This window comes from Streptomyces sp. NPDC012769 (genome assembly GCF_042901205.1).
In the GTDB taxonomy this organism is placed as follows: domain Bacteria; phylum Actinomycetota; class Actinomycetes; order Streptomycetales; family Streptomycetaceae; genus Streptomyces.
This window is the reverse complement of the sequence record NZ_JBIBCP010000001.1, coordinates 690,657-713,387: the sequence shown is the minus strand read 5'-3', so window position 1 is coordinate 713,387 and position 22,731 is coordinate 690,657. Positions and strand designations below refer to the sequence as shown.

General features: G+C 73.9%; 19 protein-coding genes. 5 read left to right on the top strand and 14 right to left on the bottom strand.

Annotated features, from left to right (window positions below):
- Positions 1 to 72 precede the first annotated feature (72 nt).
- The 3 genes from ACFY7C_RS03320 to ACFY7C_RS03310 form a co-directional block, all read right to left on the bottom strand.
- The gene (locus ACFY7C_RS03320; RefSeq protein ID WP_389642955.1) at positions 73 to 1,065 is read right to left on the bottom strand and encodes a TetR family transcriptional regulator C-terminal domain-containing protein; all 993 of its coding nucleotides are present in this window, start codon (positions 1,063 to 1,065) and stop codon (positions 73 to 75) included.
- Positions 1,062 to 2,471, bottom strand: a complete 1,410-nt coding sequence (locus tag ACFY7C_RS03315; RefSeq protein WP_389642952.1) for a flavin monoamine oxidase family protein — start codon at positions 2,469 to 2,471, stop codon at positions 1,062 to 1,064. Before ACFY7C_RS03315 ends, ACFY7C_RS03320 begins: the two co-directional genes overlap by 4 nt.
- 153 nt (positions 2,472 to 2,624) lie before the next feature.
- Complete coding sequence (locus ACFY7C_RS03310) at positions 2,625 to 3,245, bottom strand: TetR/AcrR family transcriptional regulator (RefSeq protein WP_389642949.1); 621 nt, start codon at positions 3,243 to 3,245, stop codon at positions 2,625 to 2,627.
- Positions 3,246 to 3,414: 169 nt separating this feature from the next.
- Here ACFY7C_RS03310 and ACFY7C_RS03305 point away from each other — a divergent pair, with 169 nt between their 5' ends.
- Positions 3,415 to 5,022: an APC family permease gene (locus ACFY7C_RS03305; RefSeq protein ID WP_389642947.1), complete on the top strand. Its 1,608-nt coding sequence runs from the start codon at positions 3,415 to 3,417 to the stop codon at positions 5,020 to 5,022.
- Positions 5,023 to 5,110: 88 nt separating this feature from the next.
- Here the strand turns inward: ACFY7C_RS03305 and ACFY7C_RS03300 are convergent, their stop codons facing one another.
- From ACFY7C_RS03300 to ACFY7C_RS03275, 6 genes are all read right to left on the bottom strand, one after another.
- Complete coding sequence (locus ACFY7C_RS03300) at positions 5,111 to 5,833, bottom strand: hypothetical protein (protein ID WP_389642944.1); 723 nt, start codon at positions 5,831 to 5,833, stop codon at positions 5,111 to 5,113.
- A 151-nt stretch (positions 5,834 to 5,984) separates the two neighbouring features.
- Positions 5,985 to 6,866, bottom strand: coding sequence for an SDR family oxidoreductase (locus tag ACFY7C_RS03295; RefSeq protein ID WP_389642941.1), 882 nt, complete (start codon positions 6,864 to 6,866; stop codon positions 5,985 to 5,987).
- Positions 6,863 to 9,322 (bottom strand): acetate--CoA ligase family protein, encoded by a 2,460-nt coding sequence (locus ACFY7C_RS03290; protein WP_389645931.1) that lies wholly within the window; start codon positions 9,320 to 9,322, stop codon positions 6,863 to 6,865. Before ACFY7C_RS03290 ends, ACFY7C_RS03295 begins: the two co-directional genes overlap by 4 nt.
- Before the next feature lie 131 nt (positions 9,323 to 9,453).
- Positions 9,454 to 10,668, bottom strand: a complete 1,215-nt coding sequence (locus ACFY7C_RS03285; RefSeq protein WP_389642938.1) for a Glu/Leu/Phe/Val dehydrogenase dimerization domain-containing protein — start codon at positions 10,666 to 10,668, stop codon at positions 9,454 to 9,456.
- Positions 10,665 to 12,629, bottom strand: coding sequence for a thiamine pyrophosphate-dependent enzyme (locus ACFY7C_RS03280; RefSeq protein WP_389642935.1), 1,965 nt, complete (start codon positions 12,627 to 12,629; stop codon positions 10,665 to 10,667). Before ACFY7C_RS03280 ends, ACFY7C_RS03285 begins: the two co-directional genes overlap by 4 nt.
- 179 nt (positions 12,630 to 12,808) lie before the next feature.
- On the bottom strand, positions 12,809 to 13,966 hold the full coding sequence (locus ACFY7C_RS03275; RefSeq protein ID WP_389642932.1) for an acyl-CoA dehydrogenase family protein: 1,158 nt from the start codon (positions 13,964 to 13,966) through the stop codon (positions 12,809 to 12,811).
- 173 nt (positions 13,967 to 14,139) lie between these two features.
- Here ACFY7C_RS03275 and ACFY7C_RS03270 point away from each other — a divergent pair, with 173 nt between their 5' ends.
- From ACFY7C_RS03270 to ACFY7C_RS03260, 3 genes are all read left to right on the top strand, one after another.
- On the top strand, positions 14,140 to 14,760 hold the full coding sequence (locus tag ACFY7C_RS03270) for an L-threonylcarbamoyladenylate synthase (RefSeq protein ID WP_389642929.1): 621 nt from the start codon (positions 14,140 to 14,142) through the stop codon (positions 14,758 to 14,760).
- A gap of 77 nt (positions 14,761 to 14,837) precedes the next feature.
- Positions 14,838 to 15,566 (top strand): transcriptional repressor LexA, encoded by a 729-nt coding sequence (lexA, locus tag ACFY7C_RS03265; RefSeq protein WP_389642926.1) that lies wholly within the window; start codon positions 14,838 to 14,840, stop codon positions 15,564 to 15,566.
- Positions 15,567 to 15,671: 105 nt separating this feature from the next.
- A complete protein-coding gene (locus ACFY7C_RS03260) occupies positions 15,672 to 16,364 on the top strand; it encodes a hypothetical protein (RefSeq protein WP_389642923.1) in 693 nt (230 codons plus the stop codon).
- Positions 16,365 to 16,410: 46 nt separating this feature from the next.
- Here ACFY7C_RS03260 and ACFY7C_RS03255 read toward each other — a convergent pair whose 3' ends face one another.
- The 3 genes from ACFY7C_RS03255 to ACFY7C_RS03245 form a co-directional block, all read right to left on the bottom strand.
- Positions 16,411 to 17,046, bottom strand: coding sequence for a cysteine hydrolase family protein (locus ACFY7C_RS03255; RefSeq protein WP_389642920.1), 636 nt, complete (start codon positions 17,044 to 17,046; stop codon positions 16,411 to 16,413).
- 61 nt (positions 17,047 to 17,107) lie between these two features.
- The gene (locus ACFY7C_RS03250; RefSeq protein ID WP_389642917.1) at positions 17,108 to 18,409 is read right to left on the bottom strand and encodes a cation:proton antiporter; all 1,302 of its coding nucleotides are present in this window, start codon (positions 18,407 to 18,409) and stop codon (positions 17,108 to 17,110) included.
- A gap of 3 nt (positions 18,410 to 18,412) precedes the next feature.
- Complete coding sequence (locus ACFY7C_RS03245; protein WP_389642914.1) at positions 18,413 to 18,883, bottom strand: cation:proton antiporter regulatory subunit; 471 nt, start codon at positions 18,881 to 18,883, stop codon at positions 18,413 to 18,415.
- A gap of 241 nt (positions 18,884 to 19,124) precedes the next feature.
- On the opposite strand from ACFY7C_RS03245, the gene ACFY7C_RS03240 reads away from it, so the two are divergent.
- Positions 19,125 to 20,465: a hypothetical protein gene (locus tag ACFY7C_RS03240; RefSeq protein WP_389642911.1), complete on the top strand. Its 1,341-nt coding sequence runs from the start codon at positions 19,125 to 19,127 to the stop codon at positions 20,463 to 20,465.
- 268 nt (positions 20,466 to 20,733) lie between these two features.
- On the opposite strand, the gene ACFY7C_RS03235 is transcribed toward ACFY7C_RS03240, so the two are convergent.
- Entirely contained in the window at positions 20,734 to 21,378 is a 645-nt protein-coding gene (locus ACFY7C_RS03235; RefSeq protein WP_389642908.1) for a response regulator, read from the bottom strand.
- Positions 21,366 to 22,583 (bottom strand): sensor histidine kinase, encoded by a 1,218-nt coding sequence (locus tag ACFY7C_RS03230; RefSeq protein ID WP_389642905.1) that lies wholly within the window; start codon positions 22,581 to 22,583, stop codon positions 21,366 to 21,368. The genes ACFY7C_RS03235 and ACFY7C_RS03230 overlap by 13 nt, the downstream gene beginning before the upstream one ends.
- Between the last annotated feature and the right edge of the window lie 148 nt (positions 22,584 to 22,731).

The window sequence follows — 22,731 nt, the reverse complement described above, 5'->3', positions numbered from 1 at the left end:
GCGCCGGCGGGCGCCGGGACCGGGGGCCTGGGCCAGGGCCGGTGCCTGGCCCGGGGCCCGGGGGCCGGACGGTCAGCGTCGGCGCAGGGTGATGTGGGGTTCGAACGCGTCGAGGAGGAGCTCGCGCATCCGGGGCGCCGACATCTCCGCGGTCCCCGCCAGGACCTGGATCGCCAGACCGTCGACCATCGCGGTGAAGCGGCTGGTCAGTGCCTCCGCGTCCGCGTCGGCCCCGAGGCCCTCGGCCTGGCAGGCACGGACCAGGTCGAGCACCGTGCGCCGCCAGCGCGTGTAGACGGCGCGCTGGCCGTCCCGGAGGGCCGGGTCGAGGATCGCCTCGTTCCACGACTGCACCCATACCGACCACTCGTCGCGGTCCTCGTCGCGGGTGACCAGCTGGACGTCGATCAGCCGGCGCAGCTTCTCGGCCGCGCCGTCCGCGTCCCGGAACTCGGCGTCGAGACGCCGGTGGAGACGGTCCGCGCAGTGCAGCAGGGAGGCGCGCAGCGCGTCTTCCTTCGTCGGGAAGTGGTAGTGGATCGTGCCGGTGCTGGTACCGCAGGCCCGCGCGATGTCGGCGACCCTCACCCGGTGGAAGCCGCGCCGGGCGATGAGGCGTGCGGTGGCCCGCAGGATCTGTTCCTTGCGCACCTCCGGGTCCACCGCGTCGGCTCGGCGCCGTACGTCGGCTCCCTCCCGGCGGTCCTCCCCGGCGGGCGGACGGCCCTGTCCCGTCCGCAGATACCGTACGGACACCTGGCCCTCCCGGGCGACGGCGGCGAGCTCGCGGTCCGTGAGACGTCGGCTGCCGCGCAGGGACTTGGACAGTGCGGTGGGGTCCATGCCGATGCGTTCGGCGAACGCGCGCTGGCTGCCCGCCGCCGCCCGCACCACCAGCCGCGCCCGCTCGGCCACGGCTCGTACGTCGTCGGCCCCCATGGGTACGTCCTCCCCGGCCGCAGCCCGTACGACGTCCTGCGTCGGCCCGGCCTCCCCGCCCCCGCCCCGCACGCCGCCGCCCCGCACGCCCCCGTCCCGTACGCTGCCCGTTCCTTCGGCTGTCATCGCCCCGCCCCTTCCGCGTCCGCGGCGCCCAGCGCCGTCAGCACCTCGTCGGCGGCTCGGTATCCCGATGACACGGCGCCGTCGATGTAGCCGTTCCACTCGGAGGCGGTCTCCGTGCCCGCCCAGTGCACGGGGCCGGTCGGTGCCCGCCAGCCGTGCTCCCCGGCGGCGCTCCAGCCGCCGGGCGTCAGGTAGGCCTCGTAGCCGCCGCGGGCGAACGGATCGCGGGTCCAGATCTTCTCGGTGTAGTCGCGCGGCCGTCGGGCTCGGGGGCCGACGACGGAGGCGAGGCTGTCGAGGACGGCGGCCCGGCGGGCGGTGTCCTCCTGGGCGGCGAAGCGGTCGAGCCGGTCGCCGTACACGAAGCCGACGAGGACGCCGTACGGGTCGGCGGCGTCCGGGGAGTTGTCGAACACGACGCCGACCGGGCCGTCGTCGTACAGCGTCGCCACGCCCGACAGGCCCGCCACCCGCCAGAAGGGGGTCTCGTAGACGGCGTGGACCTTGGCGACGCGGCCCATCCGGGCGTGGGCCAGCCAGCCGGTGCGGCCCGGCGGGAGCGCCGGCGTGAAGTCCAGGGCGGCCACGGCGTGCGGCGGCAGGGCCACGATCGCGCGGCGGGCCAGGATCTCGGACGTCCCCGTGCGGACGCGCACGCCCTCGGGGCCGTACGCGATCGAGCCCACCCGCTCGCCGAGGCGCAGCCGGTCCCCGAGCAGCGACGCGACGGCGCGCGCGGGAGCGGCCGCGCCCGCCGTGAACCGGCTGTCCTGCGCGCAGCCGTGGGTCTCCATCAGCTGCTCGAAGCCGCCGGCCGCCGCGACGTAGAAGAGGACGTGGAAGAGGGAGATCTCGTCGGCCTCGGCGCACCAGAGCCCCTGGACGGCGAGGTCGAGCCGGCGCAGGGCCTCGGTTTCGTTTGTCTCGGAGCGGAAGAAATCCCCCGCCGTCCGGGCGTCCCACTCCGCGAAGCGGGGCGTGCGCCAGGGCCGCGCGGTGTCCACGGTACGGGCGAGCAGGTCGAGGAGCTCGGTGATCCGGACGTACGCGGCGATGCCGGGCCCGTGTGCGGGCGCGGCACCGGTGTAGGGGATCCGGGTGCCGTCGTGCCGGACCTCGATGTGGCTGCCCTTCTCCCAGGTCGGGAAGGTGGGGCAGGCGAAGCGGGCGGCGAGTTCCAGGAGACGGGTCTGGGTGGGGCCGACCCACTGGCCGCCGTGGTCGAGGGGCACGCCGTCCGGACGGGTCTCGGTCAGCACCCGCCCGCCGACCCGGTCGGCGGCCTCGACGAGGAGGAAGTCGGCGGCGTTGTCGTGGAGTCGGAGGGCCGCGGCGAGGCCGGCGTAGCCGCCGCCCACGACGACGATCTCGGATTCGATCAGACGCGAGGTGCTCTGTCTCTCCATGGCCCGAGAGGATGGGGCAACACTGACGGACGCGTCAATGGTTGCGACAGGCGGATGTGCGGGGGAGAGTTCCGGTGGTGCGGGGTGGGGCCCCGCCAGGCGGTGCTCCTCAGCCGCCGCTCCTCAGTCGCCGCTCGTCAAGCCGGCCCTGGGTCAGTCGGCGCTCTCCAAGTCGGCGGGCGCGATGCCCAGTTCACGTACCAGCGCGTCGTCGACCCACTGCAGCATCGTCGCCCGCTCGATCGGGCCCTGGTACGAAGTGCTCTGGACGGCCAGGCCGTCGAGCAGCGCCGTGAGGCGGAACGCCGCCTCGGCGGGGTGCTCGCAGGCGAACTCGCCGGCCACCACGCCCTCCGCGACGACCTCGGCGATCGCCGCCTTCCACTGCTGGTCGAGGTCGTGGGTCACCTTCCGCAGCGCGGGTTCTCGCAGTGCGGCGGCCCAGCCCTCGATCCACAGCCGCCAGCCCTTGGCGTGCCCGGTCGGCGCGTACCAGCGCACCGCGGACCGCAGTCGCCGAACGGCGCTGGCGCGGGGCTGGTTGAGGATCTCCCGCAGCTGGGCGAGGTCGCCCGCGGCGGCGTGGGCGAAGGCCTCGGCGACGAGGAGTTCCTTGGTGGAGAAGTGATAGAGCACCAGTGAGCCGCTGACCCCGAGCGCCGAAGCGACGTCCGCGATGCGCACGTTGCCGATGCCGCGGGCCTCGATCTGCTCGACGGCGACGCGCAGGATCTCCGCGCGTCGTTCCTCCACGCTCAACCGGACTCTGGCCACGCCTTCACCCTACACAGCTCTTGACAGTGCGGTGTGGCCGGGCTCACAGTGCAGGCTACTGACTGGCTGTTCAGTCAAAAGCCCCCCACTCCTGCCCCCTCCCCCTCCCACGTCGACCCCCACCCCGTGCTTCCCCGTGATTCCCCCGTGCCGCCGTAGGAGTCCGCCCGTGAGCCACATCCCCGTCAGCGCCAACACCCCCGCAGCCCCCGACAGCCCCGACAGCCACGCCACTCCCGCCCCTTCCGGCACTCCCGGAGCTCCCGCCACTCCCGACCTCTCCGAGGGCTGGGGCGAACAGCGCGGCAGGCTCCGCAAGGAGCTGCGCCGCTTCGATGTCCTGCTGTTCCTCATCTGCACCCTCGTCGGACTGGACACGATCGGTTCGGTCGCGGCACAGGGCCCGCAGGGACTGACCTGGATGGCCATCCTCGCGGTGCTGTTCTTCCTTCCGTACGGACTCCTGGTCGCCGAACTCGGCTCGGCCTTCCCCGTCCAGGGCGGCCCGTACGTGTGGACCCGGCTCGCCTTCGGCCGGCTCACCGCGGGCCTCAACCAGATCCTCTACTGGATCTCCAACCCGGTGTGGGTGGGCGGCAGCCTCTGCATCATCGCCCTCACCACCTGGGAGGAGTTCTTCACCCCGCTGCCCGGCCTGTGGAAGTACGCCGCCGGGCTCGTCTTCATCTGGGGCGGCGCGCTCGCCGTCGTCCAGTCCGTCCGGATCGGCAAGTGGGTGCCGATCGCCGGCGCCGTGGCCCGGATCGTCCTCCTCGGCTTCTTCCTCGTCTCGGTCGTCCTCTACGCCGTCGAGAACGGTGTGCACACCCTGCCCGCGCACGAGTTCACCCCGACGTACGCCGGCTTCGTCGCCCTCGTCCCCGTACTGATCTTCAACTACGTCGGCTTCGAACTGCCCAGCTCCGCCGCCGAGGAGATGCGCAACCCGCGCCGCGACATCCCGCTCTCCATCCTCCGCTCCGGTCTCGCCTCGCTGCTGCTCTACGGCGGCCCCATCCTCGGCATCCTCTTCGTTCTGCCCGGCGACCGGATCGGCAGCCTCGGCGGCTTCATCGACGCCTGCAAGGCCGTGTTCACCGTGTACGGGGGCTCCATCGCCGCCGACGGCACGGTCACCCTCACCGGCGCGGGCGCGGTCTTCGGCGGCATCGCCGCCGCCGGACTCATCGTCGGTCTGCTCACCTCCGGAGTGACGTGGGCGATGGGCGCGCACCGCGCCCAGGCCGTTGCCTGCGCCGACGGCGCGGGACCGGCCTGGCTCGGCACCATCTCCGAGAAGCACGGGACCCCGGTGCGGGTGAACCTGTTGTCCGCGGTGCTCGCCTCCGTCCTGCTCGTCGTCGCGCTCAACCTCACCGAGGGGGACGGCGAGAAGTACTTCGCCGCGGGCCTCGGACTGACGATCTGCACCACCTTCGTCTCGTACGTCATCACCTTCCCCAGCCTGCTGGTGCTGCGCCGCAGGTACCCCGACACGCCCCGCCCCTACGCCGTCCCCGGGGGACGCCTCGGCGCCTGGACGGTCACCGTGCTCGCGACCGGCCTCGTCGCCTTCACCGTGGTCGTCCTCATCTGGCCGGGCTTCGGCGTCGGCTGGTTCGGCACCGAAGGCTCGGCCGCCGACTCGCTCCCCGCGGCCTTCGCCGGCCAGCGCACCGCGTACACCCTGAGCCAGGTCGTTCCGCTGCTGCTCATCGCGGTCATCGGGCTCGTCTTCTACACGATGGGAGCCAAGACCCGCCGTACGAAGCGCTGACACGGACCCGCCGTACGGAAGGTGACGTGGACCGCGTACGGAGGGAGGGGGCGGCCCGGCCGGGCCGCCCCCTCGGGCTCGTACACCGTCAGAGTGCCGGACGCCGATACGCCGTCGACCGGGCGCCCTTGAGCGCGTCGAGGATCCGTTCGTGGCTGTCTCCGACGACGTCGACGACCCGGACCCTGAGGTACAGGGCCTCGACCTCGTCGACGCATCGCTGGGAGAAGGCCCCGAGCAGCGTGGTCTCGCCGCTTCCGGCGCCCACCAGCGGGAAGTTGCCCATGGAGACCAGCTGGAAGTCCTCGCCGACGGTCAGCCCGGCCCGCGTCAGTACCTCCGCCGCGCCCTGGACGTCCGTCCAGGGCGCGGCGGCACCCTGAGGTCCGGACGGCGTCCCGTCCCGCAGCACGACCCGGCACGCGTACTCCTCGACCACCGCGGTGTGCGAGCCGCCGTTGAGCAGCCCGACCTGCCACTCGGGCACACCGCCCCGGAGGTGTCCGGCCTTCCAGTCGGCACGCCAGCCGAGTGCCGGCCGCACCGTACGGGCGTACTGGGCCCGGGCGAGGACCGCGCCGGCCGCGACGGCGAGCAGGCTGCCGAGCGGCTCCATGTCGAGCAGCTGGAGCCGCCACGGCCAGTCGGCCCGTGCCGCCTCCGTCATGTTGGCCCGGACGATCTCCCAGCCCAGAACCGCCGTCAGCAGGACGAGCAGCACGATCGGTGCCGTGAAGAGCAACGGGCTGCGGCGCACCCTCCGTTGGGCGTCCGACACGACGGCCGGCCGACCGCTCCTGAACCTGCTCATGGCGACTCCCCCCGGTTCGCGGAACAAGAGCCCCCGGCCGGATGGCGGCCGGGGGATCTCGACGGGGCTCATCGTGCCCGAAGCCGGGCGGGGACGACCAGAGGGTGTCCCGTGAACCGGACCGCGCGGGCCCGCCGACCGGGACCCTCCGTCAGGCCGGCACCCCCTGGCCGGCCGCGCGCCCGTACACCTGCTTGCCCAGCCACTGGCCACCGTCCACCGTGAGGCACTCGCCCGTCAGGTACGAGGCGCCGTCGCCCAGCAGGAACAGCGACGCGGCGGCGATCTCCGCCGGGGTGGCGAACCGGCCGGCCGGGACCGTGGCCAGGACCTCGGCACGGGCCTCGGGGGTGGCCCACAGGGCGGCGCCGGCCCCGGCCGTCTCGGTCGGGCCGGGGGCGACGCAGTTCAGGCGGATCCCCAGCGGCGCGAGCTCCACCGCGAGCGTCCGGGTCATGGCCAGGACGCCGGCCTTCGCAGCGGCCGAGTGGACGGTGCCGGGGTGACCGTGCCAGGCGTAGGTGGCGATCACGGAGAGGATGGAGCCGCCCGTGCCCTGCTCGCGCAGCCGGCGGGCGACCGCGCGGGTGCAGTAGTAGGAGCCGTTGAGGACGATGTCGACGACCGCCCGCCAGCCGCCCGGCGAGAGGTCGATGCCCGGGACGACGAAATTGCCTGCCGCGTTGTTCACCAGGCCGTCGAGACGACCGAACCGTTCGACCGTCGCCGCCACCAGCGCGTCCACGGCCGCCGGGTCCCGCACGTCCGTCGGCACGGCGAACGCCTCGCCCTCGAGCGCCTTCCCGCCGCCCGTCGCGCCCCGGCCCGCCGCGGCGGCCAGCGCGACGGTCTCGTCGAGCCGCTCCCGGGTGCGGCCCGCGACGGCGACCCGCGCGCCCGCCCGGGTCAGGGCGAGCGCGATCGCCCGGCCGATGCCGCTGCCGCCGCCGGTCACGATGTACGTACGGCCGTCGAAACCGCCGTCGAAACCGCCGTCGGAACCGCTGTCGCGACCGCTGTCGAAACGGGTCATGCCGTCACTCCATGGGCGTCGAGGGCGACCGCGCCGCCCGGGTGGACCAGCAGGGGATTGACTTCGAGCTCGGCGAGCTCGGGATGGGCGACCGCCGCCCGCGCCACCGCGCACAGCGCGTCCGCGGCGGCGTCCAGATCGACCGCGGGCGCGCCCCGCCAGCCGGTGAGCAGCGGCGCGTGGCGCAGGGAGAGCAGCAGCTCGCGGGCGCGGCGCGGGGTGAGCGGGGCCAGGGCGAGCGCGGTGTCGGCGAGCAGCTCGGCGGTGACCCCGCCGAGGCCGACCATGGCGACGGGGCCGAACGCCGGGTCACGGCGGACGCCGACGATCAGCTCGACCGCGTGCGGATGCGCGGCCATCGCCTCGACCGCGAAGCGGGACGCGCCGGTCGCGGCCCGCATCCGGGCGAACGCGGCCCGAAGAGCGGCCTCGTCGGCGATGCCCAGGGCGACGCCGCCCGCCTCCGTCTTGTGGGCCAGGCCCATCGCCTTGAGGACCAGCGGATAGCCGGTGCTCCGGCGCGCGGCCCCGGCCGCCTCCTCGGCGTCGCCGACGAACTCGGCGGCGGGAAAGGCGAGTCCGTACGAGGCGAGGAGCGCGCGGACGCTTTCGTACCCTCCGTCGGGGACGGTCGAGATGCCGGTGCCGGTGCCGGTGCCCCCGCCCGTGGTCCTGCCCCTGCCCGTGCCCGTGCCCCTTCCCGTGTCGGAGGGAAGGGACGCCGGGGCCTGCGGCCTCGCGCGTCCGATCCGGGCCGTGTGCGCCAGCGCCGTCGCGGCCTGTTCGATGCGCTCGTAGACGGGAACGCCGTACTCGCGCAGGACCGCGAGCGCCGGGGTGTCCCGCGCCATGGTGTGCACGACGAGCAGCCGCCCGGAGTCCCGCGCCGCCTCGGCCAGTTCCCGTGCGACCGCGCACTCCTGGTTCGCCTGGGCGGGGCTCGCGGTGGCGTAGTCGCCGAAGTACCCCGTGAGCAGGGTGACATCGGTGTCCCCGCCGTCGAGCAGCGCCCGCGTGACCCGGGCGTAGGTGCGCAGATCCGCCTCCCCGGCACCCGCCAGATCGACGGGGTTCCCGCACCCGCCGCCGCCCGGTAGATACCCCTCGACGGCGGCCCGCGTTGCCTCGCTCAGGAGGGGTACGTCAAGCCCCCGCACGACGAGCGCGTCCGCCGCCAGGGCCCCTTGACCACCGCTGTCGCCCACGACGGCGACGCGGAGGCGAGCGGGGAGCGGGGGAGGGGCGGGCGCGGCATCGGGACCGTTCCGCTGTGGCTGTGGCTGTGGCTGTGGCTGTGGCTGCGGGTGCCGGTGAGGGTGCGCGTGCGACTGCGGCCGCGGTCCGGCGTCCACTGCGTGGTCCGACCGTGTCACGGCGGAGGCGTGTCCGTCGGCGGGCTGCCGTGGGTCTCCCGGGCCGCTGGACCGTGGCCGCGGCTCCGGCACGCGCGGCGATCCCGCTTCCGCGTCGGTCGGCCGGTGCCCGGTCTCCGACGGGGCGGGGCTCGGGCCGGCCCCCGGGGCGTCGCCCTCGGCGACCGGGACCGCCCAGACCCGGGCGCCGCCCGGCCGAGACCCCCGCGCGGCCGTCAACAGCACGGCCGCGTCGACGAGTTCGCCCGCCGAGTCCAGCAGCAGCGCCCCCGTGTCACGGCACACCGCCGCGACCACCGACCGGGCGCTGACGAGCGCGCCGGTGTGGGAGGCCGCCGCGCGGCCGGAGGCGGCGCTGCGACCGAGGGTGAGGAGGAGGACGGGCTTGCCCGCCGCGCGTGCCGCGGCCAGGGTGCCGGCCAGGCGGCGCCCGTCGCGGAAGTCCTCGACGTACGCGGCGACGACCCGGGTCGCCTCATGGGCGACGAGTGAGGCGAGCGCGTCGGCCGCGTCGATGTCGCGCTGGTTGCCGAGCGACACGAACCGGGAGAAGCCCTGCCCGGCCCGGGCGAGCAGTCGGCCGATCTCCAGTGCGAGGTTGCCGCTCTGCGACACCAGGCCGACGGACCCGGCCGGGAATTCGCCCCAACTGAGACGGAGTTCGGTGGTGGTGTCGACGACGCCCATGCAGTTGGGGCCGAGCAGCCGCCCGCCGTGTGCCGTCACGAGCGCGGCCAGCTCGTGCTCCTCCGCCGGGTCGGACCCGCCCGAGGTGATCACGCTGAAGCAGCGGGCGCCCGCCGCGAGCCCCTCGACGACCACGGACCGCACCTGCCGCGGCGGCACCGCCACCACGACGTGCTCCGGGGCCGTGGGCAGGGCGCCGAGGCCCGGCAGGAAGGGTACGCCGTCGAGGCTGCCGCCCCGCTGGTTGACCAGGTGCACGATGCGCCGGGACCGCCCGGCGAGCGCCCCGGCGGCCAGCCAGTAGCCCCACTTGGCGGGATTCGCGGAGGCCCCGACGACGGCGACGGAACGAGGGTCGAAGAGCGCGTCGAGGGCCATGGGTGTGTCGAGGGCCATGGGTGTGTCGAGGGCCACGGGGGTGTCGAGCGCCTGGGGCATGTCAGGCGGTTCGGCCGCCTCAGGCGTGGGTGTCGCGGGGGGCGTGGCGCGTGCGGCGGGGCTGCCGGCCGCGGCGGACGGGTCGGCGCTCACGCGTACCAGCCGAAGCGCTCGGCGATCACCGGCAGCCGGTCGGCGACGACACCGTGCGCCGCGACCCGCGGAGTGGTCCCGTCCCGTTCCGCCCGGTCCAGGACCTGCCCGACCAGGGTCCGCATGGCGCGCCGGATGTGGGCGAAGGCCTCGTCCGCGTCGGCGCCGATGTCCCCGAACAGGGTCCACCACCACCAGGCGTTGGTGGCGGAGTTGACCACGACGTCCGGCAGCACGGTGATGCCTCGCGCGGTCAGCAGCTCCTCCGCCTCCGGCAGGACCGGCATGTTGGCCGCCTCGACGATCCAACGGGCCGAGATGCCGCCCTGGTTGCCCGTGTCGATCGCGTACGAGACGGCCGCCGGTACCAGCACCTCCGCGTCCACCGCCAGCCAGGCGGCACCCGGCAGTTCGAGGTCCTCCGCCCGCAGGGCCGTACGGTCCACCGTCCCGTACGCGTCGCGTGCGGCCAGCAGCGCCTCGACGTCCAGGCCCTCCGGACGGGCGATCGTGCCCTTGACGTCGGCGACCGCCACCACGACGAGCCCGGCGCGGGCCAGGAAACGGGCCGTCGCCCCGCCCATCGTCCCGAAGCCCTGCACCGCCACCCGCGTCCCCGCGTGCGGGACGCCGGCCCGGTCGAGGGCCGTCAGGACGGACTCGGCGACACCGCAGCCGCCCGCGAGTTCGTCGAGCCCGATGCCGTCCACCTCGACGGCGAACGCGTCCGCGAGCCGGCGGCGGGCCGCGGCCTCGTCGTCGAGCAGCGGGTAGACCGCCTGGATGGAGGAGACCAGACCGGCTTCCGCGGCCGCCCGGTCGACCAGGTCCTGGGTGAGACCGAGGTCCTCGCCGGTGGTCCAGAAGCGTTCCACGTACGGGCGCATCGCGCGCAGATAGCGGACGAGCACGCCGTACGCCTCGGGGTCGCGCGGGTCGCAGTCGATGCCGCCCTTGGCGCCGCCGAGCGGGATGTACCGGCCCTCGGGGTTGTAGTGGAGGGCCTCCTTCATCGTCATGCCGCGGGCCAGGCCCGCGACCTCGTCGAGGGTGCAGCCGGCCCGCATCCGCAGTCCGCCGCTGGACACGCCGCGCACGAGCCGGTCGATCACCAGGTGCCCCTGGCGGCCGGTGACGTGGTCCGTCCAGGTGACCGAGACCAGGGGAGGGGACGCGGGGGAGAAGGGCCGGGCGTGCTCGGGGTTCGTCATCGGGGGGACTCCTCGGGGACGGTGACGATGGTGGGTCCGGGGGTGGTGAGCGCTTCGGCCAGGGCGGCGGCGAGCGCTTCGGGTGTGCGGACGGTCGTGCCCCGTCCGCCGTACGCGCGGGCCAGCGCGGGCAGGTCGACCGCCGGCAGGTCGACGGCCGTGGGCGCGTCCCCGCGGGCCGCCATCTCCTCGCGGATCTCGCCGTATCCGCCGTTGTCGAAGACCACGACGGGGATCGGGACGTCGAGCTGGGCGGCCGTGGCGAGTTCCTGCACGGAGAACTGCAGTCCGCCGTCGCCGCTCAGGGCGACGACCTGCCGTTCGGGGCAGGCGGTCTTCGCGCCGATCGCGGCCGGCAGGGCGTAGCCGAGGGTGCCGAAACCGGTGGGGTGCAGATAGCGGCCCTCGGGCCCCATGGGCAGGTGCGGCAGCGCGCCGTAGTAGCAGCACTGGGCGCTGTCGGAGGTGATGACGGCGTCCTCGGCGAGGACGCGGTGCATCGCCCGCAGATACGGCAGCCAGCGCGCGTCGCGGGCCCGGGTCTCGTCGTCGCGGGCGGCGCGGAGGGAGGCGACGAGGTCTCCGCGCTCGGCGCCGACCTGGCCTTCGGCCGCGGGCGGGACGACGGTCCGCGCTGCGACGGCGTCCGCTACGACGCTGTCGGTCGCGCCGGACCTTGTCGCGTCGGTCCTCGTCGCGTCGGCCTCCGCGCCGGATGTTGCTACGGCGCTCGCTGCGACGGTGTCCGTCGCGCCGGACCTTGCTGCGTCGGCCCGTGCTGCGAGGGCCCGTGCTGCGAGGGCCTGTGCTGCGAGGTCCCCGGCCGCGTCGGCCCCCGCTGCGTCGGTCCCCCTTGCTCCGACCCCCGCTGAGCCCGCCACTGCTGCTTCGGCTTCCGTCGTGGCGACCCCGGGGGCCCGGGCCCCGCCCCGGTGCGTGGCGAGTGGCGCCGCGAGCAGTGCGCCCAGCACCGCCGCCGCGTCGCCGACCAGTGGTACGTCCGCCGGGAGCCCCGCGTACATCTGCGCCGGGTCGACGTCCACCCGTATCAGCGTGCCGGTCAGGGTCGGCAGCGGGCCCCAGACGTCGGACTCGGCCAGCTCCGTGCCGACGGCCAGGACGACATCGCGGTCCGCCAGCCACCTCCGCACGGCCGGACTGTGCAGCGACACGCCGAGCGACAGCGGGTGCCGCTCGTCGACGACCCCCTTGCCGTTGGCCGTGGTGACCACCGGGGCGCCCAGGGCGACGGCGAGCGCTCGGCACTCCGCGGCGGCCGCCCGTGAGCCGCCGCCGAGGACGAGCGCGGGGCGGCGGGCCCAGCGCAGGGCGGTGACCGCCGCCGCGAGCGCGGCAGGATTCGGCGCCGGGGGCCCCGCGGGCGGCGCGAGCCGGGGCGCGCCGAGCGGTTCCACGGCCTCCAGGAGGTCCAGCGGCACCTCGATGTGCGCCGGCCGGGGCCGTTCGGTACGGAAGAGGGTGAAGGCCCGCGCCACCGCCGCGCCGATCTCGTCGACGGACGCCACCCGATGGCTGAAGGCGGCGACCCCGCGCAGGGCCTCGGTCTGGCTGCGCATCTCGTGCAGGAGGCCGGTGGACTGCCGGGGGTGGCGGAGCGGCATGCCGGGCGAGACGACGAGCAGCGGCACGCTGTCGGAGTACGCCTGGCCCACCGCCGCCGCGATGTTCAGCAGCGCGGGCCCGGTCGTGGTGATCGCCACACCGGGCCGCCCCGACACCCGGGCGTACGCGTCGGCGGCGTAGCCGGCGCCCTGCTCGTGGCGGGCCGTCACATGGCGGATCCCGTACCGACGCAGATGGCGGTAGATCTCCAGGTTGTGGGTCCCGGGGATCCCGAACGCGTCGGTGACCCCGTGCGCGGCGAGCGCCCGTACGACCGCCTCGCCACCGCTGAGCGAGCGCGCCGCCCTGTCGGTGCCGAACGCGCCCGGATCCTCCACGTCAGGCCGTCCACCCGCGCCGGGCCCGACCCCCTCGCCCGTCGGCCCGACCCCCTTGCCCGTCGGCCCGACCCCCTTGCCCGTCGGCCCGACCCCCTTGCCCGTCGGCCCGTCCCACCCCGTCGGCCCGTCCGCCTCCGCCGGTCCGTCCCACCCCGCCGGCACCGTCCGGTCGCCCATCACAGTCCCCGAGCGATCACGAGCCGCATGATGTCCGAGGTGCCCTCCTCGATCTCCTCCAGCTTGGCGTCCCGCATCCACTGCTCCACGGGGAACTCGCGGGAGTAGCCCCAGCCGCCGAGGGTCTGTACCGCCGCCCAGGTGCAGTACGCGGCCGTCTCCGACGCCGTCAGCTTGGCCATGGCGGCCTCGGTCGTGGCGGTGAGGCCCGCGTCCAGGCGCTTCGCCGCGCGCCAGGTCATCAGACGGGCCTGCTCGACGCGGGTGCGCATGTCGGCGAGCCGGAAGGCGACGGCCTGGTGCTCGACGATCGGCTTGCCGAACTGCTGCCGGGTGCGCGCGTAGTCGCGGGCGTACTCGTACGCGGCCCGCGCCACGCCGGTCGCCGCCGCGCCCAGCACGGTGCGCGAGACGTCGAAGGTGCGCATCAGGCCCCGGAAGCCCTGGCCCTCGTCCCCGAGGCGGTTCTCCTCGGGGACGAAGGCGTCGGAGAAGAACATCTCGCGGCAGACGATCGCCCGCTGCCCCATCTTCCGCATGGGTCCGCCGAAGGTCACCCCGGGCGTGTCCTTGCGGAGCAGGAACGCGGTCACGCCACGGGAGCGCTGCGCGGGGTCGGTCTTGGCGAAGACGACGTACTGCTCGGCCTCACCCGCGTTGGAGATCCAGGCCTTCTGGCCGTTGAGCAGATAGCCGCCTTCGGTGCGGGTCGCCGTCGTGACGATGGACGCCGCGTCGGAGCCGGCTCCGGGTTCCGTGGTGGCGAGGGCCGTCATCGGGGTGTCGGAGCCGGTCAGCGGGGTCAGCCAGATCCGCTTCTGCTCCTCCGTGCCGAGTTCGAGCAACGGGTCGGCGAAGAAGCCGTTGGAACAGAGGAGGTTGCCGATGCCGAGGTCGCCGACGCACAGCTCCTCCTGCACCAGACACTGCGTGAAGACGTCGGTGAAGCCGCCGCCGCCGTACTCCTCGGGAAGCATGAAGCCCGTGATGCCCACCTCGGCGGCCTTGTGCCACAGGTCCCACGGGGTCTCGACGTCGGCCTCGTCCACGGCCCGCGCCCGGGGACGGATCTCCTCGCGGGCGAAGGTCCGGGAGAGCTCGACGATGCCGCGCTGCTCGGGGGTGAACGGAACCAGCTCGGTGGGGAGGTCGGACATGGTGCCTCCAGATGCGGCAACGGGTGACCGGCTCACTCTGATACTGACTGAACCATCAGTCAGTATCCGGAGGGGTGAGCGACGCTGTCAACGGACGGGATCCACCCCGTCAGGAAGGAGGAGCAGGCCGTCGTCGCGGCGTCCGGACGCGGAGGATCCCGTAGGGTCGGAAAATGGCCAAGTACTTCGACGTCCATCCGCAGTCCCCGCAGCCGCGCACCATCGGCACGGTGGTCGACAGCCTCCGGTCCGGTGCCCTGATCGCGTACCCCACTGACTCGTGCTTCGCGCTGGGCTGCCGCATCGGCAACCACGAGGGCCTGGAGCGGATCCGGTCCATCCGGCGCCTGGACGACCGGCACCACTTCACCCTGGTGTGCGAGAACTTCGCGCAGCTGGGCCAGTTCGTGCACGTCGACAACGACGTCTTCCGCGCCGTCAAGGCGGCGACCCCGGGCAGCTACACCTTCATCCTCCCCGCCACCAAGGAGGTCCCGCGCCGGCTCATGCACCCCAAGAAGAAGACGGTCGGCGTGCGGATCCCGGACCACCCCGTCGCCCGGGCGCTCCTCGCCGAACTCGGCGAACCCCTGGTGTCGAGCACGCTGCTGCTGCCCGACGAGGCGGAGCCGCTGACGCAGGGCTGGGAGATCAAGGAACGGCTCGACCACGTGCTCGACGCCGTCATCGACTCGGGCGACTGCGGCACGGAGCCGACCACGGTCGTCGACTTCTCGGGCGGCGGGGCCGAGGTCGTACGGCACGGTGCCGGGGACCCCTCGCGCTTCGAGTGACCCACCCGACCTGCTGCGATCGGGGCGGTCCGGGTTAGTGTGCCCTCATCGGCGAAGCTGAAGAACGGAGGCCGACCATGGGCAGGAACCGTGCCGGCCGGCCGCCGGGCACCCGCACGAACCACGACGGGCTCACCCAGCGGCAGCAGCAGATCCTGGACATCATCCGCCGGCACACGCGGCAGCACGGCTTCCCGCCCTCGATGCGGGAGATCGCGGCGGCCGCGGGGCTCCTCAGCACGTCCAGCGTCTCCCACCAGATCCGGGCCCTGGAGAAGAAGGGCGTGCTCCGCCAGGACCCCCAGCGCCCGCGCGCGTACGTGCTGGTCGACAGCGGCGCCGACGGCGACACGTCGCCGGAGTCGGGGCTGGGGCCGGGCGCCGGGACGGGGAGCGGGACCGGGAGCCCGATGGCGCGGGAGGGCGAGCGGCAGGCCGTGGTCGTGCCCCTCGTCGGGCGGATCGCGGCCGGCGTGCCCATCACCGCCGAGGAGCACGTCGAGGACACCCTCGTGCTGCCCGCCCAGGTCGTCGGCGCGGGCCGGCTGTTCGCCGTGACCGTCGTCGGCGACTCGATGCGGGACGCCCACATCGAGGACGGCGACGTCGTGGTCGTCCGGGCGCAGGACACCGCGGACGACGGCGACATCGTCGCCGCCATGCTCGACGGGGAGGCCACCGTCAAGCGGCTCTCCCACGACGGCCCGCACGTCTGGCTGCTGCCCGCGAACCCGAGCTACGAGCCGATCCCCGGTGACGAGGCCACGATCCTCGGCAGGGTCGTGTCCGTGTTCCGCCGCCTTTGAGGCGGTTCGACCGCCGGCTCGGCCGCCTCTGACCCACCGTACTCAGACGGCGATCGAGTACGAGCGCCCATGGGCCGCGTCCCCGCGGCTCCTAAGGTGATCCGCATGGACACCGACGCGCAGCACGCCGACGGCGCGGACACCCCCGCCCCCGACGTCACTCCCGCCTCCACCGACGCTCCCGCCCCCGCCCCCGCCCCCGCCGAGGCCGCTGCTCCTCGGGACTCGCGGTGGCCCGTCGGCTGCGCCGTCGCGATGATCGTCGGTTTCGTCCTCTTCGTCCTCGGGGCCCTGGCCCTGACCGAGTTCGAGAAGGGACTCGACGGCGACGGGCAGCTGGAGCAGGCGGGCGCCTCCGGCAGCTTCGCGGAGCCGCTGGGGCCGGGTGCGACCGCACGCTACGAGGACGGCCTGAAGATCACGGTCAGCGCGCCCCGCCCGGACGCCGGCGGCCGCACGTACGCCTTCACCGTCACGTACGAGAACGACACGGACGAGGTGATCCACCCCGGCGGCGACTCCCTCGACGGCAGTGTCAGCACCAGCACCTACGGCCAGGCCCCGCTCGTCGTGCGCGCGGGGGAGTCGAGGCGCGACGACGCCGCCGGGTACGGGCTGGACTGGCCCGACTGGCGGGCCACCGCGACCGCCCTCATGCCGCCGCTGGGCGAGGGGGAGACCCGCACCGTGCCGGTGCGGATCCAGCCGACCCGTAAGGGGATCCCGGTCACCGTCCAGATCGCGCCGCCGGACCCCGGCTACCGGGAGACGGCCCACTTCCAGCTCACCCTGAACTGACACCCGCGCACGTACGCCCGACCCCGGGCCGCACCGGCTCGTCCCGTCAGTTCAGCGCGGCCGCGTCCGGCACCACCACGCCGTACAGGTCGCCGATGGTCGCGAGAGCGCCCCGGTGCAGCTGCTCGGCGGACACCCGGACGCCGCCCGTGGTGCCGAGGGGGCGGGTGGCGCAGGCGTCGGCGACGACGGTGGGGCGGTTGCCGCGCAGGAAGGCGCCGGCCGTCGTGAACGCCACGCACATGTGGGTCATGAACCCGGCGACGACGACGTCCTTGGTGCCGGCCTCGTCGAGGTGCTCGCCGAGATCGGTGCCGACGAACGCGTCGGGCACGGTCTTGACGACCACGGTCTCGCCCTCGACCGGCGCCACCCGCGGGTGGATCCGCCCGATCTCGGCCCGGATGTCGTACGGGGTGCCCTCGCCGCCGTCGTTGATGACGTGGACGACCTTGGCGCCGGCCGCCCTGGCCCGGGCCAGCAGCTCCGCGGCGGAGTCGAGGGCGGCCTCCCAGCCGGTCAGCTCCATCACGCCCCGCGTGTAGGTGTTCTGGTAATCGACCAGGATCAGCGTCGAGTCGGCCAGCGGAGCCGGGGTCGGGTCGAAGCCGTTGAGCTCGCGCAGGGTGACCGAGGCGCTGGTGGTCGAAGGCGTGGTGGTCGGAGGCGTGGTGGTCGGCATGGCCGCCCTTTCTCATCGTGCGTTGGGTCCCGGACCGGGGTCCGGTGGCTGTGGTTCCACGCTACGAAGCCCCTCCTGATGGCGGCAATGTCATGTGAGTTGCAGATCCGGACATCGCCGTGTCGCTCGCGGCGGGGGGTGCCGGCTCCTCCTCCCGTACGCCCGCCGGGCCCGCTTCGGCCGGACGGTGACGGCGGGTCAGCCGGGTCAGCCGGGTCAGTCGGGTGGCGAGGGGCTCGGTGTAGCGGGCGGTGAGCGGGCCCAGGACGACGAGGATGAGGACGTACGCGGTGGCCAGTGGCCCGAGGGACGGCTCGATGCCCGCGGTGACGGCCAGTCCGGCGATGACGATGGAGAACTCGCCGCGGGCCACCAGGGTGCCGCCGGCGCGCCAGCGGCCCTTGGCGGAGATGCCGGACCGCCGCGCCGCCCAGTAGCCCGTCGCGATCTTCGTACCGGCGGTGACGACGGCGAGCGCGAGTGCGGGCAGCAGCACGGGCGGGATGCTGGCGGGGTCGGTGTGGAGGCCGAAGAAGACGAAGAACACGGCGGCGAAAAGGTCGCGCAGCGGACTGAGGAGGTTGTGGGCGCCCTCGGCGACCTCGCCGGACAGGGCGATGCCGACCAGGAAGGCGCCGACGGCGGCGGAGACCTGGAGCTGCTGGGCGACGCCCGCGACCAGAAGGGTGAGGCCGAGCACCACGAGGAGCAGCTTCTCCGGATCGTCGCTGGAGACGAAGCGGGATATCAGCCGTCCGTAGCGCAGCGCGAGGAACAGCACCAGGCCCGCCACGCCGAGCGCGACGGCCAGGGTGGCGCTGCCGGCGGCGAGGCCGACGCCCGCGAGGAGGGCGGTGACGATCGGCAGGTAGACGGCCATGGCCAGGTCTTCCAGGACCAGGATGCTGAGGACGACCGGGGTCTCCCGGTTGCCGAGCCGGCCGAGGTCGCCGAGCACCTTGGCGATGACGCCGGAGGAGGAGATCCAGGTGACGCCCGCGAGGACCACGGCGGCGACCGGGCCCCAGCCCAGGAGCAGGGCCATGGCGGCGCCGGGCAGGGCGTTGAGGGCGGCGTCGACCAGGCCGGCCGGATACTGGGTCCTGAGGTTGGTGACCAGGTCCGTGGCCGTGTATTCGAGCCCGAGCATGAGCAGCAGCAGGATGACGCCGATCTCGGCGCCGATGGCGACGAACTCCTCGCTCGCGCCGAGCGGCAGCAGCCCGCCCTCGCCGAAGGCCAGTCCGGCGAGCAGGTAGAGGGGGATGGGGGAGAACTTCAGCCGTCCGGCGATCCGGCCGAGGAGGCCCAGGCCGAGGATGATCGCACCGAACTCGATGAGGAAGACGGCGGACGAGTGCATGGATCACTCCCTTTCGAGTATCAGGGCGGCGGCGTCGACCCCTTCGCGGGTGCCGATGACGATGAGGGTGTCGCCCCCGGCGAGGCGGAAGTCGGGCCCGGGGGAGGGGATGGCGTCGGCGCGGCGCAGCACGGCCACGATCGAGACGCCGGTACGGGTGCGCATCCGGGTCTCGCCGAGGTGGCGACCGTTCCAGTGGGAGACGGAGGACAGCTCGATCCGCTCGGCCACCAGGCCGAGATCCGTCGTGGAGAGCAGGCTCGGACTGTGGTGGGAGGGCATGAGGGCGTCGATCAGGGCCTCCGACTCCCCGGCGGTCAGCCGGACCGACAGGGAGCATTCGTCGGGATCGTCGCGGCGGTACGCGTTCAGCACGCGGGTGCCGTCGCGGCTCGCGACGACGGAGATCCGGCGGTCCTCACGGGTGGTCAGGTCGTAGCGGACGCCGATGCCGGGCAGGGGCGTACGGCTCATACGGGCAGCGGACACGGTGACTCTCCTGGGCGGGCAGGGGTGGGCGCCGGCGGACCGACGGGCGCGGGCGACTTGGCAAGGACTTTACCCAGGCAACACATCGGTCGGCCGGCGGGCGAGTCCGCCCGAACCGCTACAACTCGTCCCTCTCCGTGGGATCTTGCGCACGCGGGTCCGTCGTGATCGGATGTGCTGTCCGTTCCAAGATCATGAAAATGGGGGGCAGGAAATGACCGGAAACATGGACCGCAGATCCGTCATGCGCGGGATGGCGACGGCGGGAGCCGGCGTCGCGGCGGGAGCGCTCGTGGCGGGCGGCGGACCCGCGTACGCGGCGGGGGCCGGCGGCGACCCGTACGTCGTCAACGTGATGAGCCACAACGCCGACCCGACGGGCGCCACCCCGAGCGACGCGGCCTTCCGCGCGGCCGCCGCCGAGCTCCTCGGCGCCGCCAACTGGCAGAAGAACCCGATCTCGGGGACGATCCTCAAGAAGGTCCTGCTGATCCCGCCGGGCAACTACCTTCTGACGCAGCCCGACTCGCTGCTGCCCAACGTCGACGGCCGTGGTGGCGGCGGCGTCGTCGACGGCATCACGATCACCGGATACGGCAAGCGCACCTCCCGGATCGTGTACGCGCCCACCGCCAACGACACCACGCTGTGGACCAACTACCGGCGCTACAAGAACATCCGGATCTCCGGCCTCACGTTCACCAGCAACAACCCCACCTCCAGCTTCTGCTACTCCTTCGCGGAGGACGGCGGTTACGGCGCCCAGGACACCTGGTACACCGATGTGGAGTGGCGGGGCGACTGGAAGCGCGGCATCGGCCTGGACGGCCCCCCGGACAGCGACGACGACAGCGTCCCGCAGTCCGACCTGAACAGCGAGATGGGCTTCGACCACTGCCAGATCGGGGGCACCTACTCCGAGGGCTTCCTCGTCATGGGCATGAACACGGCCGCGACCCAGCAGGACCAGTTCCTCAACTACTGGTTCCGCGACTGCAAGGTGGAGTTCAAGTCCGGCGTCTTCGTGAAGAACGTCCGGGGCGGCTCGATGAACTTCATCGGCGGCTCCTACATCCTGACCGACACGACCAAGCCCGGCACCTTCTTCCAGCTGACCGGCGACGCCTCCTCCCGGGCCGACTCCGTCCTGCGGCTGTACGTCGAGGGCGTCCGCTTCGAGCTGCGCAGCCGCGACCACAAGGTGATCGACTCCCGCTGGACCCGCGGCAACATCACCTTCGTGTCCTGCGACGACACCGCGCAGCACTTCCTGCCCTTCGCGTCGACGGCCGTGCCGCACGCGTACGACTTCACCGCCGGAGGCAACAGCGGACCGATGGTGCGCTACGTCGACTGCGCGCTGATGGGTTCGCACCAGGTGAGGACCGGGAGCACCCCGACCACCTCGGGCAAGGTGCTCTACGACGGCTGTCGCTTCATCGACATGAACAAGTCGACGGGTGCCGACGGCTTCCTGCGCTGGACGGGAACGGCCGCGCCGCGTCACGAGATCCGTGACTGCCTCGCCGGGTCGACCTACACGGCGGACGTGAAGCACCCGGCCTGACCGGCCTGACGCCCCTCCCCGATCCGCTGTTGCCGTGACCCGCGGTTCCCGACACCGGACGGACCGTTTCCCGGGGGCGGCACGGGGGAGACCCCCGTACTCCCCGTGCCGCCCCTCCCCCTCGCCGAGCAGCTGTGGTGGCGCCGCGGCTACGGGGGTATGACCGCGGCGCCGGAGACGACGATAGGGAGGGGCGGCCCGTCCCCAGCAGCCGTCCGTTTGGGGGGCTTGCGCCGACGGCCCGGGGCGCGCCCCCGGGGATCCGTCCTCAGCCCGCGTCCAGGCTGTCCTCCCGGACGCGCCGGGCCAGGTCGATCTTGGTGAACGTGGGGCGGCCGGCCTGGCGGTACTTGGTCTTGACCCGGTCGAGGTAGTCCTTCGCCGTGTGGACCGTGATGCCGGCGCGGCGGGCGGCGGACTTCAGGGTCATCCCCGAGGCGTAGTCCAGGAGGATCTGCCGCTCGCGGGGCGAGAGGCGCGGCCGGGCGGGGGAGTCGTCGTGCGCGCAGGCGAAGGCCAGCTCGGGGGAGTGGGTGCCCTGACCGGTCGCGATGTCCTTGACGGCGGCCACCAGGGTGGGCAGGTCGTTGTCCTTCGTCAGATAGCCGTCGGCGCCGGCCCGGACCGACTCGATGATCCGGGTGCGGTCGGGCACGGTGCTGATCACCAGGACGCGGCTTCCGGTGGCCAGCAGCGAGCGGATGTTGTCGGCGGGCGCGGAGCCGTCCCGCAGCACGAGGTCGAGCAGGACGACGTCCGGCGGCGGCGCGTCGGAGCCGGCCGCGAGGAGCTCGCCGACGGTGGCCGCGGTCGCCACCAGGCGCAGCTCCGGCACCCCGCCCAGCCACGCCCGCATGCCGTCCAGGAGCATCCGGTCGTCGTCGACCACGGCGACCGTGATCACGCCGGCCATCTCAGCTCCACCCGGACGCCGTCGCCGGGCGCCGTGTCGACCACGGCGCGGCCGCCGACCTCGGCCAGCCGCCCGCGCACCGAGCGGCGCAGACCGAAGCCCGATTCCCCGGATCCGGGGTCGAACCCGGGCCCGCGGTCGACGATCGTGACGACGGCCCCGGCCCGGCCGTCCGGACCCTCGGCGCCGCCGGTGGCGGTGACGTAGGCGTGCCCGGTGCCCGCGTGGCGCCGTACGTTGTTGAGGGCCTCGCGCGTGGCGTCGGCGAACGCGGCGGCGACCTCCGGCGGCACCTCGGGCAGGGCGTGGTACTGGGCGGTGACGCGCAGCCCCAGGCTCTCCGCGGAGCCGACCGCCTCCTCCAGGGCGGCGCCGACTCCGGCGCCGGCTCCGGTGCCAGTCCCGGCGTCGGGGAGCTCGTCGGCGCCGCGCTGGACCAGCCGGCGCAGGTACGCGGCCTCGCGGGCGCAGCGCTCCCGCACCTCGGGGGCGTTGGCGTCGATGCCGCCGGCGGCCAGCGCGGTCAGGGTGGCGAGCACGGTGTCGTGCAGCGCGCGATGGTGGGCGAGCCGCTCGGCGTAGCGGGCCTTCTGCGCCTCGGCGGCCAGGGCGCGGGCGTTCGCCTCGTCGAGGAGCCGGCCCTGCCGGCGCAGATACCACCACATCACCCAGACCATCACGGCGGAGGACACCAGGGAGTTGAGGTGCCCGCCGAGGACGGCACGGCTCGCCCCCACCAGGTGATAGCCGAACAGGTGGGTCACGACCAGCAGCGCGACGGCGACGAGGGCGTACGGCCGGGCGAGGGCGACGGCCGCGACGGCGCTCGCCGAACCGCCGAGCAGCATGGCCCAGCCGAGCGCCGGGGTGTCCCGCAGCCCACCCCAGGCGTACAGCGCGAACGGCAGCGCGCACCCCGTGACCAGGACGTCCGCGCCGACCTGGCGCGGGTCGAACCAGCCTCGCCGCAGGGCCGTCGCGAACATCAGGACGCTCAGTCCGAGCGCGGCCGCGAGCCCCAGGTACGGCACGGGGCGGTCCGGGCGGTGCTGGGCCACGGCGAGGACGCCCACGGTGAGATGGCTCGCCCGGTAGAGGAGGGTGGTGAGGATCATGAAGGAGCGGGCGCGGCCGAGCGCCGAGCCCGTCCCGCTCGACCACCGCAGCGCGCGCCACCGCGCCAGGGGCACGGATACCGCCGGCATGACCATCTCCCACTCCCGCCCTGTCACGACCGTCCCCGTCGCCCCGCATTCTGCCCGCTCGGGCAGTCGTGGACACGCCTTCCACCAGCCGTTTCGCAGACGGTGTGAAGGCAGTGTGCAGGTGATGTGACGGCTGTCCGTACCGAAG

Bases quoted from the DNA above. Each gene is read 5' to 3' on its own strand.
- ACFY7C_RS03320 (WP_389642955.1), bottom strand. From the start codon at position 1,065: ATGACAGCCGAAGGAACGGGCAGCGTACGGGACGGGGGCGTGCGGGGC.
- ACFY7C_RS03315 (WP_389642952.1), bottom strand. From the start codon at position 2,471: ATGGAGAGACAGAGCACCTCGCGTCTGATCGAATCCGAGATCGTCGTC.
- ACFY7C_RS03300 (WP_389642944.1), bottom strand. From the start codon at position 5,833: ATGAGCAGGTTCAGGAGCGGTCGGCCGGCCGTCGTGTCGGACGCCCAA.
- ACFY7C_RS03295 (WP_389642941.1), bottom strand. From the start codon at position 6,866: ATGACCCGTTTCGACAGCGGTCGCGACAGCGGTTCCGACGGCGGTTTC.
- ACFY7C_RS03290 (WP_389645931.1), bottom strand. From the start codon at position 9,322: ATGGCCCTCGACACACCCATGGCCCTCGACGCGCTCTTCGACCCTCGT.
- ACFY7C_RS03285 (WP_389642938.1), bottom strand. From the start codon at position 10,668: ATGACGAACCCCGAGCACGCCCGGCCCTTCTCCCCCGCGTCCCCTCCC.
- ACFY7C_RS03275 (WP_389642932.1), bottom strand. From the start codon at position 13,966: ATGTCCGACCTCCCCACCGAGCTGGTTCCGTTCACCCCCGAGCAGCGC.
- ACFY7C_RS03270 (WP_389642929.1), top strand. From the start codon at position 14,140: ATGGCCAAGTACTTCGACGTCCATCCGCAGTCCCCGCAGCCGCGCACC.
- lexA (WP_389642926.1), top strand. From the start codon at position 14,838: ATGGGCAGGAACCGTGCCGGCCGGCCGCCGGGCACCCGCACGAACCAC.
- ACFY7C_RS03260 (WP_389642923.1), top strand. From the start codon at position 15,672: ATGGACACCGACGCGCAGCACGCCGACGGCGCGGACACCCCCGCCCCC.
- ACFY7C_RS03255 (WP_389642920.1), bottom strand. From the start codon at position 17,046: ATGCCGACCACCACGCCTCCGACCACCACGCCTTCGACCACCAGCGCC.
- ACFY7C_RS03250 (WP_389642917.1), bottom strand. From the start codon at position 18,409: ATGCACTCGTCCGCCGTCTTCCTCATCGAGTTCGGTGCGATCATCCTC.
- ACFY7C_RS03245 (WP_389642914.1), bottom strand. From the start codon at position 18,883: ATGAGCCGTACGCCCCTGCCCGGCATCGGCGTCCGCTACGACCTGACC.
- ACFY7C_RS03240 (WP_389642911.1), top strand. From the start codon at position 19,125: ATGGACCGCAGATCCGTCATGCGCGGGATGGCGACGGCGGGAGCCGGC.
- ACFY7C_RS03235 (WP_389642908.1), bottom strand. From the start codon at position 21,378: ATGGCCGGCGTGATCACGGTCGCCGTGGTCGACGACGACCGGATGCTC.
- ACFY7C_RS03230 (WP_389642905.1), bottom strand. From the start codon at position 22,583: ATGCCGGCGGTATCCGTGCCCCTGGCGCGGTGGCGCGCGCTGCGGTGG.